Origin of the sequence: Streptomyces sp. NPDC056628 (genome assembly GCF_042792555.1) — a bacterium.
GTDB lineage: Bacteria > Actinomycetota > Actinomycetes > Streptomycetales > Streptomycetaceae > Streptomyces.
Genome location: NZ_JBHTWG010000050.1, coordinates 7,806 through 30,407, shown reverse-complemented (window position 1 = coordinate 30,407; position 22,602 = coordinate 7,806). Strand labels below are relative to the sequence as shown.

General features: G+C 68.3%; 17 protein-coding genes and 1 pseudogene. 12 read left to right on the top strand and 6 right to left on the bottom strand.

What is annotated here, in order from left to right; genetic code table 11:
• Positions 1-720: 720 nt before the first annotated feature.
• The gene (locus ACFRAC_RS33950; protein WP_382938086.1) at positions 721-1,293 is read right to left on the bottom strand and encodes a TetR/AcrR family transcriptional regulator; all 573 of its coding nucleotides are present in this window, start codon (positions 1,291-1,293) and stop codon (positions 721-723) included.
• A gap of 63 nt (positions 1,294-1,356) precedes the next feature.
• Here ACFRAC_RS33950 and ACFRAC_RS33945 point away from each other — a divergent pair, with 63 nt between their 5' ends.
• The 5 genes from ACFRAC_RS33945 to ACFRAC_RS33925 all read left to right on the top strand — a co-directional run bounded on the left by ACFRAC_RS33945 (position 1,357) and on the right by ACFRAC_RS33925 (position 6,441).
• A complete protein-coding gene (locus ACFRAC_RS33945) occupies positions 1,357-2,328 on the top strand; it encodes an SDR family NAD(P)-dependent oxidoreductase (protein WP_382938083.1) in 972 nt (323 codons plus the stop codon).
• Positions 2,329-2,920: 592 nt separating this feature from the next.
• Positions 2,921-3,982, top strand: a complete 1,062-nt coding sequence (locus tag ACFRAC_RS33940; protein ID WP_382938080.1) for a hypothetical protein — start codon at positions 2,921-2,923, stop codon at positions 3,980-3,982.
• 263 nt (positions 3,983-4,245) lie between these two features.
• Positions 4,246-4,377: a hypothetical protein gene (locus ACFRAC_RS33935; RefSeq protein ID WP_382938077.1), complete on the top strand. Its 132-nt coding sequence runs from the start codon at positions 4,246-4,248 to the stop codon at positions 4,375-4,377.
• A 494-nt stretch (positions 4,378-4,871) separates the two neighbouring features.
• A complete protein-coding gene (locus ACFRAC_RS33930) occupies positions 4,872-5,156 on the top strand; it encodes a hypothetical protein (protein WP_382938075.1) in 285 nt (94 codons plus the stop codon).
• Between the two features lie 775 nt (positions 5,157-5,931).
• Positions 5,932-6,441, top strand: a complete 510-nt coding sequence (locus ACFRAC_RS33925) for a transposase (RefSeq protein ID WP_382938073.1) — start codon at positions 5,932-5,934, stop codon at positions 6,439-6,441.
• A 104-nt stretch (positions 6,442-6,545) separates the two neighbouring features.
• Here the strand turns inward: ACFRAC_RS33925 and ACFRAC_RS33920 are convergent.
• The 4 genes and pseudogenes from ACFRAC_RS33920 to ACFRAC_RS33905 all read right to left on the bottom strand — a co-directional run.
• Positions 6,546-6,808: pseudogene (locus tag ACFRAC_RS33920) on the bottom strand (transposase); the annotation flags it as partial.
• Between the two features lie 250 nt (positions 6,809-7,058).
• Positions 7,059-7,340 carry a hypothetical protein gene (locus tag ACFRAC_RS33915; RefSeq protein ID WP_382938070.1) on the bottom strand — a complete coding sequence of 94 codons (282 nt, stop codon included), beginning with the start codon at positions 7,338-7,340 and terminating at the stop codon, positions 7,059-7,061.
• Positions 7,341-7,422: 82 nt separating this feature from the next.
• Positions 7,423-7,917 (bottom strand): DUF3293 domain-containing protein, encoded by a 495-nt coding sequence (locus tag ACFRAC_RS33910; protein ID WP_382938068.1) that lies wholly within the window; start codon positions 7,915-7,917, stop codon positions 7,423-7,425.
• Between the two features lie 796 nt (positions 7,918-8,713).
• Positions 8,714-10,234, bottom strand: a complete 1,521-nt coding sequence (locus tag ACFRAC_RS33905; protein WP_382938066.1) for a hypothetical protein — start codon at positions 10,232-10,234, stop codon at positions 8,714-8,716.
• 765 nt (positions 10,235-10,999) lie between these two features.
• Between ACFRAC_RS33905 and ACFRAC_RS33900 the strand changes: the two genes are divergently transcribed.
• The 6 genes from ACFRAC_RS33900 to ACFRAC_RS33875 all read left to right on the top strand — a co-directional run bounded on the left by ACFRAC_RS33900 (position 11,000) and on the right by ACFRAC_RS33875 (position 17,964).
• On the top strand, positions 11,000-11,617 hold the full coding sequence (locus ACFRAC_RS33900; RefSeq protein ID WP_382938064.1) for an ATP-binding protein: 618 nt from the start codon (positions 11,000-11,002) through the stop codon (positions 11,615-11,617).
• 295 nt (positions 11,618-11,912) lie between these two features.
• Positions 11,913-13,124 (top strand): Scr1 family TA system antitoxin-like transcriptional regulator, encoded by a 1,212-nt coding sequence (locus tag ACFRAC_RS33895; RefSeq protein ID WP_382938061.1) that lies wholly within the window; start codon positions 11,913-11,915, stop codon positions 13,122-13,124.
• Positions 13,111-13,434: a DUF397 domain-containing protein gene (locus ACFRAC_RS33890; protein WP_382938058.1), complete on the top strand. Its 324-nt coding sequence runs from the start codon at positions 13,111-13,113 to the stop codon at positions 13,432-13,434. Before ACFRAC_RS33895 ends, ACFRAC_RS33890 begins: the two co-directional genes overlap by 14 nt.
• Before the next feature lie 145 nt (positions 13,435-13,579).
• Positions 13,580-16,519 (top strand): BTAD domain-containing putative transcriptional regulator, encoded by a 2,940-nt coding sequence (locus tag ACFRAC_RS33885; RefSeq protein ID WP_382938056.1) that lies wholly within the window; start codon positions 13,580-13,582, stop codon positions 16,517-16,519.
• A gap of 144 nt (positions 16,520-16,663) precedes the next feature.
• Positions 16,664-17,008 carry an STAS domain-containing protein gene (locus tag ACFRAC_RS33880; protein WP_382938053.1) on the top strand — a complete coding sequence of 115 codons (345 nt, stop codon included), beginning with the start codon at positions 16,664-16,666 and terminating at the stop codon, positions 17,006-17,008.
• Entirely contained in the window at positions 17,005-17,964 is a 960-nt protein-coding gene (locus ACFRAC_RS33875) for an anti-sigma factor RsbA family regulatory protein (RefSeq protein ID WP_382938051.1), read from the top strand. The genes ACFRAC_RS33880 and ACFRAC_RS33875 overlap by 4 nt, the downstream gene beginning before the upstream one ends.
• Positions 17,965-18,618: 654 nt before the next feature.
• Here the strand turns inward: ACFRAC_RS33875 and ACFRAC_RS33870 are convergent.
• A complete protein-coding gene (locus ACFRAC_RS33870; RefSeq protein ID WP_382938048.1) occupies positions 18,619-21,111 on the bottom strand; it encodes a hypothetical protein in 2,493 nt (830 codons plus the stop codon).
• Between the two features lie 451 nt (positions 21,112-21,562).
• On the opposite strand from ACFRAC_RS33870, the gene ACFRAC_RS33865 reads away from it, so the two are divergent.
• Positions 21,563-22,252, top strand: coding sequence for a Crp/Fnr family transcriptional regulator (locus ACFRAC_RS33865; protein ID WP_382938046.1), 690 nt, complete (start codon positions 21,563-21,565; stop codon positions 22,250-22,252).
• The last annotated feature ends 350 nt before the right edge of the window (positions 22,253-22,602 follow it).

Sequence of the window (22,602 nt, the reverse complement as noted above, 5' to 3'; positions counted from 1 at the left end):
TCGACTGCGCAGTCCCGGTCGCGCAGTCTTCGTGCACTATGCGCAATCAGGGCTGCGCACCGGATAGGGGGTTGTGCGCAATCGTGTCGGGTGCGGCGGGTGCGCTGTACGGCGTGCGGAGTCCGATGTCCGGTTACGCAGAGCCAGGTGTACCGATGCGCGCGGGCGCCCCCGCGGGGTCTGGTGGTGTCCTTTTACGGACCCGCGGACGGCGCTCGCCGGAGCGCGGCAGGAGGGGTGGGACAGGCGGGGTGGGGTTCAGGCATCCGCGGGCGGGAGGCCGGCAGATGACGCGGAGGCCGGCAGACCCGTGAGCCCGTGGTGGGGTCTGTGGTGGGGCCGACCATGGGCCCGACCACGGCCTTGTGTCCCCATCGTGACCGTGGTCGGCATCTCGTGGTCGGTGGTCGGGTCGGGGTCGGCGGGTTTCCTCAAGGTCAGCAAGCACACGTTCTGACCTGGGGGTCTGACCGTGTCCCCTGGCAAACAGGCCACAGCGGGCGAGGCCGCTGCTCCAATGGTCGGCGGCACCCGTCTGGACGCGACGCGGCGCCGCGTCCGGCTCTCACGCCTTGCGCTCTGAACGGCCATCGCGGCCGGCCCCCTCGCCCTGGCGGTCGCCGTCACCTCCACCCCGACCACGGTCGAGGCGGCTGCTCCACTCAAGCCCGCCGCCGTGCGCACCGCGGCGGCCGCTCTGTGAGGAGGCCGGGAGCGTTTTCAGCGCACCAGGAGACCGATGGCGACCGCCAGCCGTTCGAGGTAGAACTCCCTTGATGCAGCCTGATGCTTGAGGCCGATCGATGCGCTGATCATCGTCTGTGCGACGGGCAGGGCCGCCTCGCGTCCTGACTCGCCGGCGATCGCGTCTGTGATCAGTTCCTCAAAACGTCGCGGCGCGGTCTCAAGGATCTCTCCGAGGAGGTCGGGATTGTCCTCGATAACCGTCGCGACATCGCGCGTCAGCGGGCCGATATAGCGGCCCGCCCACTGGTCGAACGCTTCAGCGAGGCGCTCTGAAAGGGGGCGGCCACGGTCGGCCAAGACCCGTTCGACCGCGGTGATGTCGCGGTCCAAGGCCTGGGTGACGGCGGCGCGGAACAGCGTCTCCTTCGAGGAAAAGAGGAAGTAGAGCCCGGGCCGGGAGATCCGCGCCGCCCGCGCCACCTCCTCCATCGAGGTCTTCCGGTAACCGAATCGCGCGAACGTGGCCATGGCGGACTCCAGAACCATGGTTCGACGGTCGGTATCAGCGACTGTCGACGGTGGGTGGCCAGTGTCGGGACTGCTCATGGAACGAGCATACGAGCGGAAATCGAACTATACAAATCAAGTCTAGTACGTATAGTCGCCGCCATGGATACCAGCGAACTCATCCGCACGCCCTTCACCTCCTCCACCACCGCGGACGAGGTGTTGCGGGACATCGACCTCACCGGCGTCCGCGCCATCGTGACGGGAGCCTCCTCCGGACTCGGGATCGAGACCGCTCGTGCGCTGACCGCTTCCGGGGCGGAAGTGACGCTCGCCGTCCGGAACACGACTGCAGGTGACGCCGTCGCCGAGACGATCGGACAGTCGACCGGAGGGATCCGGCCCCGCGTCGTCCGGCTCGACCTCGCCGCCAGGGCCACCGTCACACGGTTCGTCGATGCGTGGCGCGGCCCGCTTCACCTGCTGATCAACAACGCCGGCGTGGTCACCAGCGGCCTCGAACGAACGCGTGAAGGCTGGGAGCTGCAGTTCGCGACGAACCATCTCGGCCACTTCGCGCTGGCCACCGGCCTTCACCACGCCCTGGCTCGGGGAGCGGCCGACCGCGACGGAGCACGGATCGTCTCGGTCAGTTCGACGGCGCACATGCGGTCCGGCATCGACTTCGACGACCTCCACTTCGAGCGCCGCAGCTACGACCCGCAGATCGCCTACGCCCAGTCGAAGACGGCGAACTCCCTCTTCGCCGTCGAGGCGACCCGCCTCTGGGCTGCCGACGGCATCGTCGCCAATGCGGTGAACCCCGGCGGCATCGCGACGGGACTGCAGCGGAACTTCGCACCGGAACAAAAGGCATCGCTCGACGCGGCCGAGGCTGCCGGAGTCTTCACATACAAAACGGTCGAGCAGGGGGCCGCCACCAGTATCGTCGCGGCCGTCGCCCCCGAGTTCGCTCACTCCGGAGGCCACTACCTCGACGATGCACAGGAGGCCTACACCGTGCCGAACGACGCCGACCTCGCGCAGCACCCGCACGGTGTCAAGGAATGGGCGCTCGACCCCGCCACCGCCAGGCGCCTCTGGACCGTTTCGACCGACCTGCTCCGCATCTGACCGCAGGCTCCTACGAAGTGGCCCAGTCCGTCGACGTCGAGGACGACGACCTGCTGGTATCTGGCCTCGATCAATCCGCGGTGGCGCAGGGTGCGCGTGGCGATTTCGGTGGCGAATCGGTGAGTTAGGGCGGCAGCGATGTCCTTCCGGACCGTCCCAGGCACCCGCCGCACGTCCCCTGAACCTGGAGAGCACGGCCGTGTCCACGCTTGCCCTACTCGTCGTGCTGCTGCTCTTGCTGGTCGCCATCATCGTCTTCGTCGGCCTCGCCCATCTCGCACCCAGCCACGACCCGGCCTGGACAAACCCCCTGATGGCCGCCCTCGGCGACGTGATCCTTTGGCGTTGGCCGCAGTGTGAGGCGCCTGGTCGGAACATGCATGGAAGCTGCCTGCCTATCTCGACCGGTCGCCCGACGAGGGTCCTTACACCAACGGAGCATTTGGACGTCTCTGGACAAGCAGGTGCCGTCGACCGGCCGTTGCAAGTCGTAATGGACAGGACAACCTTATGGACAGGTTGAGAGTCTTCTGGTCGATCACGTTGTGATCGGAGCCACGAGGAGATCATCATCAACGCCATTCGTAAGACCGTGACCGCCACCGCTCTCGTCGGTGCCGTCCTCGCGGGTTCCGCTGCCTGCGGGACGGTGGAGCAGGTGTCCGCGAGCAGGAAGCTCGAGCGGGCCTTCGAGGAGCTCGGCAAGGAGAAGACGCTCTCCTTCGAGGTCGACCTGGACACCGATGCCGCGTCGCTGAAGGCGCTGGACGCCTCGTCCGACCCCGAGCCCGGCGAGGAGATCCCGGACCAGGTCGCCGAGTTGCTCAGCGGGGCGAAGATCACGGTGACCGTGCAGTCGAAGAAGCCGATCGAGAAGTCCGGTGAGAAGGACCTCGTCGGTACGGCGATGAAGCTCAGCACTCCGGACGGCGATCTCTTCGAGTACCGGATGATCGGCGATTACACCTACATCCGTGCCGACATGGACGCCATGGGCAAGACCATGGGCAGCCCCCTGCCGGACCCCGCCGATCTGCCCCCGGAGGCCGGGGCAATGAAGGACGTCCTCCAGGGCAAGTGGGTGAAGTTCAACACCGCGGAGATGAATAAGGCCGCCGCCGAGGGCCAGGACGCCGAAGGCGGTGCCGCGCCGTCCCTCGACTCCAAGACGCAGAAGAAGCTTGTGAAGGCTCTTCGCAAGGTCGTCGCCCGTGAGGTGGTGGTCAAGGCCACCGGGGGCGAGGACGGCACCGAGCACGTCACCGCCACGGCTCCATTCCGCACGCTGGTCACCGAGTTGCTCGGCGAGATCCGGCCCGTGGTGAAGGACCTGCCGCCGGGCATGGAGCTGCCGCTGCCTACAGCCAAGGAGCTGAAGGACGCCCCGAACGCCAAGGTGACCGCGGACTTCACGCTCAAGAACGGTGAGCTGTCCCGGGTCCACGTCGACCTCGCCAAGCTGGCCGAGAACGCCAAGGTGAAGAAGCTCGGCCTCACACTGCGGATGCGCGAGGGCACCCTGCCGGGCGCTCCGGCCGGTGCCACGACGCTCGACCTGCCCGAGCTCATGAACAGCTTCCTCGGCGGGATGGCCATGAGCGATGCCGACATCGACACGAGCGGTCTCGACGCCCTCCCGAAGGACGCGTACTGATCGCACCGAGCGCGGGTGACCGCCTCGACGGCCGTCGCAGCGGTCGCCGCTTCGGTAGTGGCGGCGCCACTGCGACGAGGCCGTCCGGGAGGACGGAATGTGATCTGGTGTCGGTCACCTCGCCAGTGCCGGCGCCGGGTCACCTGGTCCCCCTTGGCGCATGGTGTGCGAGTACGCCCCGTGCGTCGACAGCCTGTGCGTGCTCGATGGCTGCCGGCCCTTCCGGCGTGTGGAAGTCACGTGCCTGGAGGAAGAATCGCCGCATGAGCCACGTACCGCAGTTGCACGCCGGCAAGGTCGCCTCGTCACCGATGCCGGGCGGGGCGTCGGCGTCGCCGCGGTCCGGCTATTCGCTCGGCAAGGGGCCGGTCTCCTCCTTGTTTCCGCGCCCGTGAGGCATCGTCACAGCGTGAGACACCAGTCCTGTTAGTCTCGTAGCGCCCATCCACAGCTTCCTGATCCGGCACTTCCCGAACGGGACTGATTTTCCGGCGCCTGGGATTGGGGCGCTCTCGGCTGTCTCCACGGGACCAGAGCTGCTCCGGGGGCACGTGTGCGGGCCCGCTCAAGCCGCTCCCGCCGCGCCTTCGTGCGCCGATCGATGCCCTTGGCCTGGACTTCGCCTTCTGCGTCGGCCACCGACAGACATTGCCGTCCCGCCAGCCGGAGACGCGGCGACCGGATCAGGTCGCCGGGCAGCTTGAAGCCCGCGGTCTCCTTGCGGGCGGAGGCCCTCTTCTTCGCGGTCTTGGTTGCCGTCTTCTTCGCCGTGTTCTTGGCGCAGGCCAGCACGGCGACTCGGATGCGAGCGCCGTACCAGTAGTGCACTGAACCTGTCGCGGTGAGCGGGTGCGTCTGAGCTACCGTCAACTTCCGTGTCCCACACGCCGTGAACGTCGAGAGTCCCCCGCACGTCCGCGAGACCGCTTCTCAGCTCGGGGGCGGTGTGCCTTACGCGCTGAAGGTCCTGGCCGGCCGGCTGGCGGATGAACCGGATCTGGGTGAGCCCTCGAGTCTGCCCGGCATCCTCAACGTGATGATCGACGGCGATCTTTTCGAGGACTGCCCTGCCCTGGCCGTTGGCTACATCCGCGAGCCCGACAGGATTGAGATCCGATTCGTAACCCGGCCGAAGATCATCCCACCCAGCCAGCCAGCCAGCCAGCCAACGTGACAGTGCCCGAAGAGCGCACCCTGACCGCTATGGTGACTGACCATGTCACCGATAGCTCGCACCTTGCAGATCGCCCTGATGCTCTCCGGCTTTGCCCTACTCGCCTATGCCGCCCTATGGGACATGGACGACGCCACGGGGTGGCAGTGCCGGGCCACGAAAATAGGACAGGAACCGGTGCAGATCTGCGGCACCGAGGACGGCCTGCACACTCCGATCCTCCTCGGTATGGCCGGGATCGCTCTAGAGATCGCGGGCGTTTCCGTCGTGGTGGGGGCCCGCAAGGGACGCTCGGTCGAGGCTTCGCCGTCAGCCGTCCCGGCCTCGTTCGCACCAACGCCCCTTGGTGCGGCGCCCTTCGGCTCAGCGCCCTTCGGGTCAGGGCAAACGCCCCCTGGCCCCGCTGCTCCACCCAGCCCATGGCCTTCCCAGGTGCCTCCACAGACTGGACCCGGACAGCACTGACGGAAGCCGCTACGCCGGAGGCCTGCTCGGTGACCGGCGGCGGGCGCCTACTCCAGAGCCGCACCGCCGGGAACCGGGGGCGAGGACCGGTGTGACTGAGCGCTTCATCCGACGATCGTTGCGTAGACCGACCGTCACCCATGCGCTCCGCTGATGCCGTGTCGGCGCGTCTGTGGCACAGTCAGCCTGGCGACCGCGCGCTTAGAGGGCATCTGATCTCGGTAGTTGGTGTTCTGGGATGTTTTTGTGACTGGCGTCGACAGTCGTCGTTGCATGTGGTGTGAGTGTTCGTCGTCCGTACCGCAGTGACGTGTCCGATGCCCGCTGGGCCTTGATTGAACCGGTCTTCACCGCCTGGCCGGCGAGACGGACCGGACCCGGCACGGCAGCTCGGGTGCACGACCTGCGGGAGATCGTCAACGCGATTCTCTACGTGAACCGCACCGGCATCCCATGGGAGTACCTGCCGCACGACTTCCCGCCCTACAAGACCGTCTACGACTACAACGCGAAGTGGGAGGCCGACGGCACCACCCAGCAGGTCCACGACCTGTTACGCGACAAGGCCCGGCGGGCCCACGGCCGCAGCACGGAGCCCACCGCGGCCGTGGTGGACGCGCAGAGTGTGAAGACCTCGGCGAACGTCGCCAACACCAACCAGAGCATCGACGCCGGCAAGAAGATCAAGGGACGCAAGCGGCATCTGATCACGGACACCTCGGTCTGGTGCCGGCCGTCCTCGTCACCGCCTCGAACGTGCACGACACCACCGGCGGCAAACTTCTGCTCGACGATCTGGCAGCGGCACATCCTGGCGTGACGCCCCACAGGGCACACCAGTTCAGGTGTCACCCGATCGTGCATCAGACCCGTGTCACAGCCGAGGGCTTTGACGAGGTCGTCGACGGAGCGGCTGGAGACGCCGTGGACGTACGCCTCCATGATGACCGCGTAGAGAACCTGGTCGATGCGCCGCCGACGCTCGAGGAGGCTGGGGAAGAAGCTACCGGCCCGCAGTTTCGGATGGCGAGTTCCAAGTCGCCGGCCTGCGTGGTCATCGTCTTCTCACGGTGCCCGTCGCGCCAGGTCGTGCGGGCGTCGGTGTGTTCGCCGCACTCGGCGCCGATCTTCGTGGTGGCCTCGGCCTCGATCAGTTCCCGGAGCAGTCGCTCGGCGACCTCGCGCACGAGTTCAAGGCCATCCGCCGAACGTAGTGACTCAAGCAGGCGAAGTAGGTCACGCTGGGACAAGGCCACCGTGCACCCCCTGGGGTCGAACTTCCCCTTCACTGCGGACAGTTGCACGGTGGCCTGCCAGTTGAGCCGGGAGCAGACACCGGCAGACGGTGCACCCGAGGGAGAAGAACCCGCGCACTCAACCGCGGAGATCCCCTACACCACACAGCGGGACGCCATCGCGGAACGGGTCATAGAGGTTTCAGTAGCGTTCCAGTTTGTCGCCTGTCCGCTCTTCATATGCGCGGCGCTTGCGGACAACGGACTCCACGCGCAGTTGCAGGCGCTTGGTCCACTGGGCGACGTCGGAAGGGTCGACCTCGCCGATGTCGCACTGGAGGAGCCAGCGCGTGGGATCGAAGCGCTCGGATGTGGTGGTCAGTGCGTCGGCGAGGTCAAAGGCGAGAATGCGCCGCGCGTGGGGGTCGGCGTCGCTGTCGGCGACGGCGGCAGCAAGCGTTTCGTATTCGCCGCGCTTCATCATGGCGTGTCTCCCGTTCGATGCAGTGGTCGTCGAGTCTGAGCAGATAGTTGATCGGTTGGGGCCAGGCGGCAGGTGGCCGGGGTCATGGGTGCGATGCCGATGCCAGGGTGGTGGCGTGCCAGCCGGGAACGGTCACGTCGTGGGCCGTGTCGGTGCAGGCCAGCAGGCGCCACGAGGTCGGAGTCCAGGCGAACACGGCGTCTTGGCCGAACGTGCGACCGATCGCGCGGGCTTGAGCATCGCTCATTCCACTTATGGCTACGCTGATTTCGGCGTGGGTGCCCGCGCCATCGCCTCCAACGGCCGGCCACCACTGCAGTCCGCAACGGTCGATGACGTGCAGCAGTTCGTGCTGCGCCCGAAGGTTCGATGGCGCAGTGCTGTGGTGCCCGCCGGGGTTGAAGGCAGTGACGATGTGGATGGTGCCCGCGCTGCCCAATGGGTGCGGCAGGCCAGATGGACCGTGTGCGCACCCGGGTGCGACGCGGATGTGGTAGGCGGGGAAGGAGATGTCCACAACCGCGCGCAGGTAGTGCGGCCACTGCACGGACAGGGGGAAACGAGTAACGGCAGGCACTAGGGTCTCCTTTACAAGGGGACCCCCTTACCTGCCGGCAGGGAGATCTTTTGGCCCGCTCTCGCGGGGTCATCACTCCTACCAGGCGCTGAGCGCCTGACGGAGATGATGTTGCCACACGTTGGGATCGACGTCCAGTGGCTGCTTTGTCCGCTCTGCCTGTTGCGAAGCACGGCGTCACCCAGCTGTACGGCGCTGCAGGTCTGGGCGGGTCCCCTTCCGACAGCAGTTTTCGCTCGTCCGAACTCTGCTCTCTACGATGACAATGACCCAGGCCCGGAACCGTGCCAGGCGGCGCCGGCCTCCTCCTCGTGCTTCTGGACATTCATCGCCTCAACGTAGGGGCGTGCAGGCACCGGTTGTCCTGGCCGGCTTCCCGTGAGCCCCCGGATGGGTCACAGCCGCAGACTCAAGGCGCCAGCGGCTGCTGGGTACATGCCGCGGGTCAGCATGTGCCGTCCACATACGGTCGGGCTTGGTGGCGCAGTGGGGATGTTTTGTCCCAGATGTGCCAGCGTGTTCCACACAGGGGATCCGTCTCGTAGGTCACTTCCGCTGGAAAGCCGTCGGCCTTGACGCGCACGGGCACTGGGTCTTTGGCAAGGCTTCTTCCGCAGCCGGGGCAGTCGATCGGCGTCTGCATGGGGTACATACCCATCTCGCTTCTCCTTTGGAAGGCGCTGATAAGGGATCGCTGTTTGGTCACTCGTGTCGGGGTCGTGCAGTCAATCGGCTGTCGCCGTCTGGCCTGGTTCAGACGGTGTGCACCCGAGAGTTGCTGGGGGTTTGTGTCGTCTCAGCCAAGGAGGTCGGCAGCCGCATTGCGGAGCAATCGGACGAGCTCTGGGATGTCGGCCGAGGGGTGGTGGGTGTAGAGCAGGTTGCTGGCGAGCATCGCGCGTTCGGCTGTCGTGCCGTGTTGGAATTCACCCGATCCGGCCAGTTGCGCTGCCCAGGTGGGGATGGCGGCCTGCCATTGCGTCTGCTGACGCTCGCCGATGATGTCGGCCCGCGTGGCTTTTGCTTGGGCGAGGGCACGCTGGATATAGGGGGATTGGAGGGGGCAGTCGGGGGCGAACATGGTGCGGGCAAGGTCGGCGCACCGGTCGTCTTGTCTTTGAGGCGTCGTGGCCGCCATGAACTGATCGTCGTCGAGGAGGGTCTGGTACAGCCGCCTTCCCCACCGCTTGAGGTGGGGGAACTGGGACTGTTCCTCCCGGACCACATTCACCTGGTCCTCCCATTCATTGAGGCGCTGGTGCAGGTCGTCGGCCCAGTCGGCCTGCGTTCGGTAACGGTGCACGACGTCACCGGAGCGGAACGTGGCAGCGAAGCCGCTCAGTTCGCCATCGCGTCGCGCGGCTTCGGCCCGCACGCGCCTGAGACCACGCAGGCTGGGATGCTTGAGAGCCTTCCCGTCGTGCAGGCGGTGGGCCCAGCCTCCTTGATGCCGCTCGATGCCGACGCTGTCCGGCTGTGCGGCGGCGACCTGCGCCACGAACTCGTCCCGGTCACGCCAGTCGACGACCGAGGTTTGAGCAGTGCCTGACGTCGTGTCCGGCTGGTCGGGCTGCAGCTGCGGGATGTGGTCGGCGCTGGGGTGGTCGCGGTCTGTGTGGATGACCATCAGGTCGTCCAGAGGCAGGCCCTGCAGCGCGGCGAGCAGCAACTGAAGATTTTCGGGCACGGGTCGCACGGGTCGCTGGTTTTCCAACCACTCCCACGCGCGGTCGTCGGTGCGGACCACCAGGCTGAAGCTGCCGCTGCTGCCATGGACGTCGGAGTCGGGGATGCACCCGTAGTGGGTGAGCTCTTCGATGGCCGCCTTGATGATGCGGGCATCGTGCTCGCTGTGCGAGGCCCCAGGGGCCGCGGCGGGCAGACAGAAGGTCAGCGTGTCCACATAGGTGGCGTTGCCGGGCATCCCCAGATCGTCGATCAGCTCGATAGAGCACTCCCCCGCCTCTGTGCTGCTGATGTAGGCGCTCGCCCATCCCTGCCAGGCATCATCCTCCTCCTCGCCGTCACCACCATCGTCTTCCTCGTCTTCGTTCTCTTCGTCTTCGGACCCAGAGCTCTCCACCGAGTCCTTCACCCACTGCCTCCATGCCTCGTCCGGATCGCCGCCCGCGGATTGGAGGTAGCGGTTAGGGTCGGCCAGACCGTGAAAAACAACGGCGGAGGCAAACCCCACGGCACCGCGGGCACTGGTGCCGACAATGTCAGGGTCGATGCCCGCGCGCACCAGGACATCGGCATCCTCGGGACTGCACCCCAGCGCCAGAAACCGGGCCCTGGGCCCTTCCTCGCCATACACGTGCACGGGCTCCTTACCTGGTGCGTGTTCTTGCTGGAGACTCCGACACTGCTGACCCAGACAGCGAAGGGCGTGATCTCCGGGTCGGTCTCGGTCTGCTCCGAGAGGTTCTGCGCGTCGTCCAGGTCCGACCACGCTTTGAAGCCTGGCTCTCTGTCGGCCAGAAATCCCTCGACGACCGGACCGAGGTCCTCGGAAGCCACATAGGTACCGCTGAACGGCAACCCATCCGGGGGCACAGAACCGGTCGAGCACCGGAGTTGCCCTGCCTGTTCGTCGTGCCACACGTAGAACGTCGCCACCCCAGAAACGCCCAGACCGCGAATGTGTTCCCGGATGGCAGCAGCAGTCCGCTCGAAGGCAGCCACCACCTCGGCGACGGACAACGAACTCCTGTCCTCGTCAGCTGCACCCATCGACCAGGTGTTGGTCTCCCCCTCCACCCGCCGGTCAGTCGGCTCCAGCACCAGAGGCTCGTCCGCCACCTCAGCGATCCACGTCAACAGCACCACAGCAGTATCCCTGCACAGCTCGACCCGAGAACCACCAAAAGTAACGACGTCTTACTGCCGATGTACCACCGCTCTCCTCACGTGCTGCAAGGTGCCCGGGAACAAGCTGCCGGTGAGCGGCACCTCGATGGGGAGGGCCTTCCATGACTGGAAACGCACGAAGTGACCCGCACGGTCATTCCGGCCCCGGCCGGTCGTCCAGGTGGACGTCAGACAGACCCTCTCTCATCCAGCCCCGGCACATGGACCCGATATGACAGGTATTGATCCACGCTCCCACGCAGCCCGCCGCCCCCGTCCCGCACCTCTGGACCGTGAGCCGCTCGAGAACTGGGCCGACGTGCCCGGCGTCCGTGGTGACCGCGACGACGTACTGCCGCGCAGAGCCGGAGGCGCCGACCCAGTCACGGCGAGCAGACGCGGCCTCCCGTGCTCGGACTGCAACCTCGCCTTCGGCAGGCACCTGCACCTGCACATCGACCCGGTGCCGGTCGAGGTGGGCAGAGTCCGCGAGGCCGTGCGTACGGCCCTCTGTGCATGGGGCTGCCCGTCTCCCGTCATCGACGACAGCGTCCTGCTCGCCAGCGAGCTCCTGGGAAACGCTGTCATGCACGGGCCGGACGCGCTGATCACGGTGAACCTCGTACACGTCGGCGACAGACTGCTGCTCGAGGTCACCGACGCCTCCCCGGTACGCCCCACGGTCCGGCAGCCGGGGCTTGAGGAGGAGCAGGGGCGCGGGATGTTCCTGGTGCAGGCCATCGCGTCCGCCTGGGGGTCGCAGCAGGAGTCCCTCAGGGGGAAGACCACGTGGTGCACTCTCGCTCTCGACGGCGCCGTCCAGCCGCCGCGGCCGCATCTGCACCCCTGATTGTTTCCTGAGCCTCGAGCGCCCCGACCGCCTCCGCCTCCCCCGTCGAGCCTTCCTTCGGTGAGTCTTCCTTGTCAGAGCGGCGGTAGAGGGCCACAGAGGGCGGTGGAGCCTGGGTCCGGGCGGGTGAAGGATCCCGCGCCAATCGCGCCAGGACTCGACCGGAACCCCGTCCGGTCCTTGCTCCCGAGCACCGGTCCTACCGGTTCCTACCGCCGGTATACCGCTGCTCTCCCGCTCACGGGCACGGTGAACAGGTAATCGCCGCCTCCACAGGCGGTCATGAGGAGGACCAGTGACCGGTGTTATGAACGACAACGGCCAGGGTGCGTCCGACCGGCCGGACGGAAGCCTCTACCGGTGGGACATCCACCACGTCTCCAACAGCCGGCACCAGCACGGGCCGTGCGGTACCTGCGTGACCGAGGACAGCGCACGCGCCTGCATCGAGGCGGCGCTGGCCGCCGCAGTCGGCCCGGACGTCTACGCCTGGGGGTTGCTCAGCCGCGTGTCCGCCGCGACGACGGAGGCCGGGACGACACACGCCGGGACGGTGGGAACGGAGCCGTCGTGGAGCCGTACGCCCGTCGCGTGGGCCGCACCCGGACCGGACGGAACAGTGGCCTGGCTGTCCCACGGCGGTCGGCCACTCGTCGCCGTGCAGGGGGGCGAGACGTCGGCGGCGTCCGCGGAGAGCATCTCGTCACTGCTGTGCCGGTTCGGTCGTGAGGTCCGGCGGTACAGGCTCACCGTCGGACTCACCCAGGCGGAGTTCGCCGATTCCGTGGACTGCACCGAGACGACGGCCCGACGCATCGAGAGCGCCAAGCAGATGCCGTCGTACGACTTCGCCCAACGGGCGGACCGGCTCCTGGGCGCCGATGGCGCGCTGGTGAAACTGTGGCCGTTGCTCATCCGGTCCGCCTATCCGGACTGGTTCTGGCATGTCATCGAGCTGGAACAGCGAGCCGGCTTCATCCAGGAATTCGAGTCCGTTGCCATTCCCGGCCTGTTGCAGACAGAGGCGTACGCGCGCGCCATTTTCACCGCCGCCCACCCGGTCGCCCCGAAACTGCAGATCGAGCAGTTCGTGGCCGCCCGTATCGACCGGCAGCGCATCCTCACCAGAGTCGAACCACCCCAGGTCATGGTGACCCTCGACGAAGGCGTCCTGCGCCGCTGCATCGGCGGGAGTCGTGTCATGAGCGAGCAGCTCGGGCATCTCCTGGAGCGCGCCGATCTGCCCAAGGTCCACCTCCAAGTGATCCCGTTCAAAGTCCGGCAACACCCCGGTGGCATGACGCCTTTCCGCCTCATGGGATTCCGGGAAGGCGCAGACGTCCTGTACGGGGAGACGTTCATCGGCGGGCAGACAACCGTCGACCCCGCCCAGATCCAGCAGCACAAGCTGGCTTTCAACCTGATCCAGTCCGAGGCACTCTCCCGAGACGACTCACGGGTTCTGATACGCGACCTGAAAGAGGAATTGGACCGTGCATTCCACTGAACGGCCCTGGCGCAAGAGCAGCTACAGCATGGGAAACGGCGGTAATTGTGTCGAGGTGGCGGACGACGCCCACACCGTCGACGCCGACACCGTCGTCGCCCCCGCCATCGGCGTGCGCGACAGCAAGGTTCCCGACGGGCCGGTGCTCACGCTCCCCAGGGAACAGTGGCAGGCCTTCGTCGCAGGTCTCAAGGGGCTCACAGTCCTTGAAGGACGCAAAGGTTCCGAAGTGCTCCGACGCCGTCGTAGAGTTCACGCGGGTACGCGTGCGGTCTTGCCTCTCAAGGGAGTTGGAGCCGAGAATTCGTGATCCGCGCGTTCCGCGTCACCGTCGCCCCGGAGAGAGACACCACATGGTTGGCCAGGCCCGATCAGCCGGCCGGCACCCGCGTACTGCCGCGCGACCGGCGTGTGTCCGACCCTGTCGGACCGGGTGACGGCGTACGGTGCGTGACATGCGGTATCGGATACTTGGGCCGCTCGAGCTCCGGCGCGACGGTCAGCAGGTTCCCCTCGCGCCGGCCAAGTGGCGGATGCTCCTGGCGGTGCTCCTCTGCGACGCGAACCAGCTGGTGTCCACCGACCGGCTGATCGCGGAACTATGGGGCGCCCGGCCTCCGCAGAGCGTGAACAAGCTGCTGCAGGGCTATGTCTCGCGGGTACGGCGCGCGCTGGGCGACGAGTCGGGTGAGCTGCTGGTGACGCATGTGCACGGCTACCGCGCCCACGGATACCGGCTCGTCGTGGCACCGGACGAGGTCGACTCCCACCGGTTCGTCGAACTCGTGAAGCGGGCCGGACAAGAACTCGGCCGGAACTCGGCCGATGCGGCCGCCGCCCTGCTCGGCGAGGCGCTGGACCTGTGGCGCGACGTTCCGTTCGCCGACGTGCCGCCGACACCCGCCGTGGAAGCGGAGGCCTCGCGCCTGACGGCCAGTCACACGCAGGCGCGGGAGTTACGTATCGAAGCGCGGCTGCGGCTCGGCCGCCACGAGGCCGTGCTGGACGAACTCGAGGCACTGATCGCCGAACATCCGCTCCGGGAAGCCATGCGGGGCCAATTCATGCTGGCGCTGTACCGGTCGGGCCGGCAGGCGGACGCCCTGGCCGCCTACCGGCAACTGCGCCACCGTCTGGCCGAGGAACTGGGCATCGAACCGGGTCCACCCCTCCAACAGCTCCACCAGCGGATCCTCACCGCCGACGCGTCCCTGCTTCTCGGACCCGAACCCGGACCCAAGCCGGAAGCCCGGGCTGAACCCAGAACCGGGCCCGGCCCCGAGCCCGTCACCGCTCGCGGACCAGCCGACCGCGCCCCCGAAACCGACCACGCTCCGTCCGACCGCGCTCGCCCGGACCGCGCCCGACAGGACCGCGCATCCGCCGGCCGCACGGAGACCGCGGCAGGCATACCCGCCCTGGTCCCCCGAGAACTTCCCCACGTCGGCAGCGCCTTCATCGGCCGCGCCAGCGAGAGCTCCGTACTGCGCAAGGTGCTGGACCGCGCCGACGACGGGCATGTGGCGATCGCCGCGATCGACGGGACCGGTGGCGTGGGCAAGTCGGCTCTGGCGATCCACACGGCCCATCAGCTCGCCGACCGCTTCCCGGACGGCCAGTTCTACGTCGATCTGCACGGAGCCACCGTCGGCCTGACGCCCCTGGAACCGGGTGACGTGCTCGGCCGGTTCCTCAGCACGCTGGGGCTGCCGCAAGTGGCCATCCCCACCAACCCCGACGAGGCGGCCGCCACGTTCCGCTCCATGGTCGCCGACCGCCGCATCCTCGTGGTGCTCGACAACGCCGCCGGTGTGGAGCAGGTCCGCCCGCTGCTCCCCGCCGGTCCTGGCTGCGCCGTACTGATCACCAGCCGCGAGATGCTCACCGCTCTGGAGGGCGCCACACACCTCCACCTCGGCGTCCTGTTCCACGACCAGGCGATGGGACTGCTGGAACGGCTCCTCGGCCCAGAGCGGGTGGCCGCCGACGCGGAGGCGGCGGACGCGATCATCAGGATGTGCGGCGGCCTTCCCCTGGCCCTGAGGATCGTCGGCGCCAGGCTGGCCGCCCGCCCCAGCTGGCCCCTGAGCGCGTTCGTCGAGCGGCTGACCGACGCCCAAGGGCGGCTCGACGAAATCCGTGTCGGCGACGTGTCCGTGCGGGCCAGCTTCCACGCGAGCTATCACGCCATCTGCCACGGCGACAATCCCACCGACCAGGCCGCGGCCCGCGCCTTCCGGCTCCTCGGGGTCGTGCCGGGGTCCAGCATGAGTCTGCCGGCGGCGGCCGCCCTGCTCGGCGTGTCGACCGGTCCGGCCGAGGACGCGCTCGAACGGCTGGTGGACGCACATCTGCTGAACAGCCCCGCTCCGGCGCGCTACCAGATGCACGACCTGCTCCGCCTGTTCGCACGTGAACAGGTATGGGCGGAGGAGCCCGAGACGGAGCGCGAACGGGCTCTGGAGCGCGTACTTCGCTTCTATCTCGCCGCCACGCAAAAGGCCGTGGCCTTCCTGGAGGTGCCGACCTACTTTGACCGCCGCACGCAGGATCACGTGTCCGCGGGCATGGCCGGCACGCCGGGTCTCCCGGCGGCGCGCATCAGGGACCAGAGGGAGGCCGAGGCATGGCTGATCACCGAGCGCGCGAACCTGATGGCCACTGTCCTGGACGCCCTCACGCAGTCCCACTCGACGGCGCGCCTCGCTGTGCGGCTGACGGAATTGCTGCAGTGGTACCTCTACCCGTACGCCCGCGCCCGGGAGTTGTGGATCCTGGGCGAGGCGGCCGTGCGTACCGCGCGGCGTCTCGGCGACCGGGAGAGCGAGGCTTGGGCGCTGCACAACCTGTCGGCGGTGTACTGGCTGCACCGCCAGTTCGACAGAATGCGGCAGTGCCTGGAAGCGGCGCTCGTCATTTGGCGTGAGAGCGGCGACCGCGAGGGCGAACGGCGCTCCCTGCACAACCTCGCGGACGCGCTGACGGAGATGCAGTCGTACGAGGAGTCTGTGGCCCTGCAGACCCGGCAACTCGATCTCGCGCGCGAGGCCGGCGACCGTACGGCCCAGGTGGTCGGTCTGGGCGACCTCGGCCGTGCGTACCGCGGTCTGGGCCGCGTCGAGGACGCCTTGACCTGTTTCGAGGAGAGTTTCCAGCACGCGCGGAAGATCGGTGACAGCAGCCTGCAGAGCTTCGCCCTCCACGAGATCAGCGCCCTCTGCTTCGAACAGGGCAGGAACCAGGAGGCACATGAGTATCTGGAACGCGCCGGGATCCTCGGCGGGGGCCACCTCACGACGTACGTCGGCTGGCGCGGCCACGCGTGGAGCGCGTTCTTCCCCGCCTGTCTCAGCCTGCGGATCGGCCCGGACACCGTCGGACCGCCGCCGTTGTGACGGGAGCCGGGCTGTGGGGGTGCCGGACATCGGTTCGCACGGGCCCGCGCGTGCGACTGGTCTACCGCCGCTCTACCGGTGGCGTGCACAGTCGGTTAGGACTGCAGGATTTCAAGATTTCCGTCCCAGGACTCGGCAGGTCTCATGGAAGTCATAGCACCCAGCGAAGACCGCATTCTGCGGATCACCCCGACCGACGATCCGCCCGGCCTCCGGCTGGCCGGTGAACTCGACGCGACGCGGCACGGCGAACTCTCCGAGGCGCTGTCCTCGCATGTGGCCGAGGAGGGTGACGTCCAACTCGACCTGGCCGGACTGACCTTCATCGACCTCGGCGCGCTCAGCCTGCTGACGAGCTTCGTGGAGAGCCGCGGCGGCGCCCTCCGGCTCGTCCTGGACAATCTGTCGCCCGCGGTGGGGAACCTCATCGAGACAGTGGGTTGGGAACGCCTGCCGGGGCTCGTGCAGGGGCAGAGGGGGACTTCATGACAACCGGGACACGTGCCGATCAGCCGGTGGCCGACGGCCGGCGGGGCGACCACACGGTCCGGCACCAGGCGCTGCTCTACGGCGACGAGCGGGAGTTCCTCGCGGGCACACTTCCCCATGTCCGCGAGGGCATCGAAGCCGGCGCCCCGACGTTCGTGGTGACACCGGGCAACGAGGCCGAGGCGCTGCGCGACTCGCTCGGGCAGGACGCCCAGGCCGTGCAGTTCATCGATCCCGCGGACGTCTACACGAACCCCGTCCGGGCCATGGCCGCGATGACCGCCGTCGCCAAGTCGCTGGGTCCACGCCCGGCGTGGGTGGTGGCGTCGGACGACTGGAGCCGATACCGGGACGCGATCGAGTGGGTGCGCTACGACTCGATCTTCAACCTGAGCTTCGCCAACGTACCCTTCCGCAGTCGCTGCTGCTACAACACCGCGGTCCTGTCGTCCGACGCCATCGCACTCGTGCGCCAGACCCACCCGAAGATCCTGGAGGGCGACGTACTGCGGGACAACCCGCAGTACCGGGAACCCGAGGATTTCGTCGGCGACCTCGACCGGCTGCCTCTCGCCCCTGCCCCGCAGCCGGCCGCGACGATGCGCATTCTCCCCACCGAACTGCACACCGTTCGGGCATTCGTCGCCGACCAGGCGAAGCGCTGCGGGCTGTCGGCCGATGCGCTGCACAACCTGCTCGTCGCCGTGACCGAGGTGGCAACCAACGCAATCCGCCACGGCGACGCCCCGGTGACGTTGCGCACCTGGCCCGACGACGGCCTGGTCTGCGAGATCACCGACTCCGGCAACTGGCAGCCCGACGAGTTCATCAGTTGGCAGCCGCCCGAGTCCGCGGTGGACTCCGGCTTCGGCCTCTGGGGGGTCGGGATGCTCTGCGACACCGTGCAGGTGCGGACGGGATCGAACGGGACGACGGTACGGCTGCGGAGCGCCTGAGCGGCGGGAACGCCGCGGCGAGCGGACGTCCTGACGGCTTCCGGATCCCCGCGCGCGGAAGGGCGTCCGACCTTGGCAGGAGCCAGATCGGACGCCCTTCCGGTGGTGTCCGGCCGGTGCCACCGAGATCTTGGTGGAGAACCTGGAGGACGCGGCCGGTGGGCACAGATCACCCCCGGGGCCTCGGCACTGGCTTCGTCATCCCCACGTCGATGATGCCGGGTTCCGTGGCCGACACCCCCGCCCCGCCCGACGCCGGGCCACTGGACAGCAGCCTGGCCGGCGCCCGCGCACTGTACGACCAGGGCCCACGCACGGCTCCCGGCCGCACTGCCCGACCTCAGATCACCCGCGCCACCGCGGCTCTGCCCGCTGTGTCCGGGTCCGCCACCTCGACCCCGACCTGGTCGACGAGGAGGACTTCGCCCGGCACCTGCCCCTCACCGACCCGCCGGACGTCGGCCTTCTGTGGCGCACCGGTAACTAACAGCGCAACCCCCACTTCTTCCCCTGCCGTGGCCTACGCCGAACTGCACTTCACCCCGGCCTGTGGCCCGACACCGACCGCCGTGACCTGTGGCGGGCCGTCACCGCGTACACCCACCTCCAGCGCCGCCACGGCGCCGCCCCGGTTCGGTGACGGCACGCGCACCATTACGGCTCTCCGTTCGCTTTCCGGCACGAAGGGGCGGCATGGATGACGTGGGGCACGGTGCACAGGTAGAGCGGGCGACCGGCCGGGACTCGGGTGTCGGGCGGGATGGTGAACGGGCGGCGGTTGTCGATGTTGTCCTGGACCTCGATGCCGGAGAGCAACTGCTGCAGGACGTTGGAGGCGCGCGGCGGGTTCGCCGGATTCCAGACCCGGCCGATCGCGGCCGCCGCCGCACGGAACGCGTCTCGTCCCGTGTCCCTGTCGCTGTGCCGGTCGGTGGAGAACGCCACATACGTCAGGTCGACCGCTGTGAACGTCTCCAGACTGGCGGACTTGCTCAGCTCCGGGTACTCGATCAGGACGTTGGCGTCAGCGGTGAGGAACGGGAACTCCCGCACCTCGCCGGCACCGCACCGGCCCTGTACGGCGTTGAGGACCCGGGGCAACGCGTTGCCGCGGGCCGCGTACAGCGTGATCCCGTCGGTCCTGCCCGATGTGCAGATCCTGGCGGCGAGCTCTTGCAGCCGGTCCGGGACACCGAACTGTTCCCGGGGCGAGTCGCGGATGATGGCGGGCGGCTGAAGGGTGACGTGCCGCGCCCGCAACTCCTCGTCCAGATCCTTCTTCAGGTTGGTGCTGTAGCGGTCGCGGTCGTCGTAGATGACGAGAGCCTTCACCCGCCGCAGTTCGACGACGCGCCGTGCCAGGGCCCGCGCCATGTGGCGGCTGGTCGGCTGTGTCTGGAAGTAGTGCGGCGCCTCGGCGGTCATGAAGTCGCCGGTGACCGAGGCTCCGATGACGGGCAGGTCCGCCGACAGCTGGTTGATCGCCTTGACGGACTCGTCCCGGCTCTGCGCGATGCCGATCACCGCGGTGATGGTCGGGTCGTCGGCCGCCAGCTCGTTCACCCGCTTCACAACGGTGGGGGCCTGTCGGTAGGCGTAGCCCACGTTGGCGACCAGCATCCGCAGGCCGGGCTTGGTCGAGTCGAACTCGAGTGCCTGCTCGTTGTAGCGCTCCATGGCCTGCACGGCACCGCGCAGTTGCAGCACTCCCGGCGGAGTGAGCTGACCGCTCCCCCGTTTCGGGTCGGCGGTCAGCGGAGCGAGGAAGACGACGGTGGCGTACGGGCTGCCGTGGCGTTCCACGGCAGCGTTCTGACGCCGGACGCGGTCCTGAAGATCACGCAGGAGCTTCTGGTCGGGTAAGTGTGTGAAGTAACAGGCGTCCCGTGCACGCGACGTCTCGGTGTCGACTCCGACGCGCACGCCTGCTGCCGTCCAGGAGTCCCGGCACGGGGGGTCCCGATCCGGTTTCAGAACGAAGACCAGGGAAATCAACGCGCCCAGCAGCACCATGGTCGTCAGCCAGCCCGCGTAGGCGGACCAGCCGCTCACCCGGCGCACCGGCACGGCCATGTAGCGCTCCAGCCAGTCACGGACGGCCGCCCTCGCCGATCCCCCCAGGGCGACCGTCAGCTGCCCGTCCCGCTCGGTTCCGGGCGGCAGGGCCTTGCCCGCCAGCAGCTCCTGCAGTGCGTTGGCCCCCTGCTGGGCCGACCGGGCACTTCCCTCGGGGCCGCCGTCGGCGGCGTTCTGCGAGTCCGCGACGCCGCCCGGTACCGGACTGGCAGCGATGAACAGCATCGGCACCGCGCGACGCCGCAGCCGCCGCGGCCAGGTGTCACGCTCTCGCGTCCGCAGTGCGAGGAAGGCGTCAAGCAGACGCTGGGCGGGCGCACCGTCGGTGTCGCCGGTGTGCGGCAGCAGCACGGTGAAGGGCCAGATCCGGCGACGTCGGCGCGGGTTGAACAGCCCCCGTTCGGTCGCCCGGGTCAGATCCATGGCGAGCGCTTCGAGCAGCAGGCTCTGGCGCAGCGCCGCGTTGTGCCGCAGGGCCCCTTGAACCCCCAGGTGCACGGCCGCATCAAGGAACCCGAGGGCGGGGACGTTGGCGCGGCTCACCTGCTGGGCGAACCACCGAAGCCGCTTCGTCCGGTTCAGCCACCAGCCGTAGAACCACTGTGTCGGCAGGGCGACGAGGAGAATGAAGGAGATTCCCAGCTTCTGCATCACGCCGTCCGCGTTCACGAGCTCGCGCAACTGGGGCAACCCCGGCGTGCGTTCCTGCCACTCCTCGTACAGCGCCCTGACCAGGATCTTGCGCTGCTGATGGGGCAGCCCCACGCCGACGTCGGTGTCCAGCACCCTGCGGCAGACCCAGTAGGTGGGCATGGGGAGCCCGTCGTCTCCCCGGGTGAGCGGAGGCATCGTGCTGTCGAACTGTTTTGCGATCTTGTCCATCAGCACGACATCGGGCTCGGGTTCAGGGTCGTCAACCGCCTGGTCGAGGACGTCCCGGTCCACGACCGCGTGCGGGACGATGCCCTTTCCGTCCTGACCCCTGAGCCGCTTTTGATACGCGTCGACGTACCTCGTTCCCAGTCCGGAGCCGTCCTCGAAGACGACCACCGGCGGTTTACGCCTGTCCACCGGGGACGATGCCAGTGCGTCCAGCGCGCCCGTCAACCGGTGCACGCCGTCCAGTGGCGGAATATCAACGCCCAACTCTTCACCTCACGTTCGACTGAGACCAACGCCCAAGAGGCTGGCAAGGATCGGGAGTCGTTTCCTGAGATGACCCTTAAATCGCAAAGATAGACATATTCGCGACGTGTGCGGACCGAGGGCGACAGCACAAACACCGAGCGCGACAGCAATACTGGGGTTCTGCCGACTGACGCCTACCGGACCGAACATAATGGGCCAACAGGTGGCATCTCCACTGAAACGAACAGCAATTCGAAGGGTTCCGCGCATGGGGTTACCTCTGGGGGGCGGCGGATCCGCTCGACGGCCGGGGCACGGTCACTGGCCGGCGGCGAGTCTTCTGGGCGGATTGTCCGTGGAGCCCCGTGAGCAAATAGTCCGGCTGGGACGGCCGGTGCGCTTCGAACGGGGCGAGCGGCTGCTGCGGGAGGGCGAGTACGGCTCACACGTGTTCCTCCTGCTGAGTGGCTGGTACAAGGTGCTGGCCAGGACCAAGGACGACCGGGAGGCGCTCCTTGCGGTCCGGGCCGGCGGTGACCTCGTCGGCGAGCTGGCCTGTTTCGACGCGCAGCCCCGGGTGGCCACTGTCGTGGCCGCCGTTACCGGCAGCGCCAAGCTGATAGGACGCCAGCAGTTCCTGGACTTCCTCGCGTCATACGAGGAGTCGGCGCGGGCCGTCATGTGTGCGGTGGCCGGGAAGCTGCGCTGGGCCACCCGGCGGCGCCAGGATTTCGGCAGCTGCCCGGTGGAGACGCGAGTGGCCCGTGTCCTGCAGGAACTGGTGCGTGCGTACGGGCAGCCCTGCGCGACCGGGGTCTCGATCGGGGTGTCGCTGACCCAGCCGGAGCTGGCGGAGCTGGTCGGCGCCTCCGAACCGAGTGTGCACCGGGTACTGCGCTCCCTTCGTCAGCAGGGCGTCATCGAGACCGGCTACCGCCGTGTCCTGGTCAGGGATGTGCCCGAACTCTCCCGGATCGCCGCGACCGACGCGGACACCGCTCACCGGGTGGTCCCCGCGGACAGCAACCACAGGATCGCCGCAAGGACCATCGCACCCACCCAGCCGACAGCACGGCTCGTGTAGTCGTTCTTCAGGGTGGCGATCCTCGCGATGGCGTGGGCCGTCGCCCATGCCTGAGCCGTCAGCCGCCCGTTGTCGGCCCCCTCGTGGTCCGCCGCGTCCAGGGAAAACCTGTTCGGCTCCGAATGTCGCCCCGTGCGCGGCCGGATCACCTGCACCAGCAGGTAGCCGGACACGGTGAAGGTGAGGAGGTAGGCGAGGAACGCCAGCCAGAACAGTGCGGCCGGCAGGTGGGGGGGGGGGGGCGGGGGCCCCCCCCCCCCCCCCCCCCCCCCCCCCCCCCCCCCCCCCCCCCCCCCCCCCCCCCCCCCCCCCCCCCCCCCCCCCCCCCCCCCCCCCCCCCCCCCCCCCCG

Bases quoted from the DNA above. Each gene is read 5' to 3' on its own strand.
- ACFRAC_RS33880 (WP_382938053.1), top strand. From the start codon at position 16,664: ATGGAAGTCATAGCACCCAGCGAAGACCGCATTCTGCGGATCACCCCG.
- ACFRAC_RS33875 (WP_382938051.1), top strand. From the start codon at position 17,005: ATGACAACCGGGACACGTGCCGATCAGCCGGTGGCCGACGGCCGGCGG.
- ACFRAC_RS33915 (WP_382938070.1), bottom strand. From the start codon at position 7,340: ATGATGAAGCGCGGCGAATACGAAACGCTTGCTGCCGCCGTCGCCGAC.
- ACFRAC_RS33885 (WP_382938056.1), top strand. From the start codon at position 13,580: ATGCGGTATCGGATACTTGGGCCGCTCGAGCTCCGGCGCGACGGTCAG.
- ACFRAC_RS33900 (WP_382938064.1), top strand. From the start codon at position 11,000: ATGACAGGTATTGATCCACGCTCCCACGCAGCCCGCCGCCCCCGTCCC.
- ACFRAC_RS33945 (WP_382938083.1), top strand. From the start codon at position 1,357: ATGGATACCAGCGAACTCATCCGCACGCCCTTCACCTCCTCCACCACC.
- ACFRAC_RS33935 (WP_382938077.1), top strand. From the start codon at position 4,246: ATGAGCCACGTACCGCAGTTGCACGCCGGCAAGGTCGCCTCGTCACCG.
- ACFRAC_RS33950 (WP_382938086.1), bottom strand. From the start codon at position 1,293: ATGAGCAGTCCCGACACTGGCCACCCACCGTCGACAGTCGCTGATACC.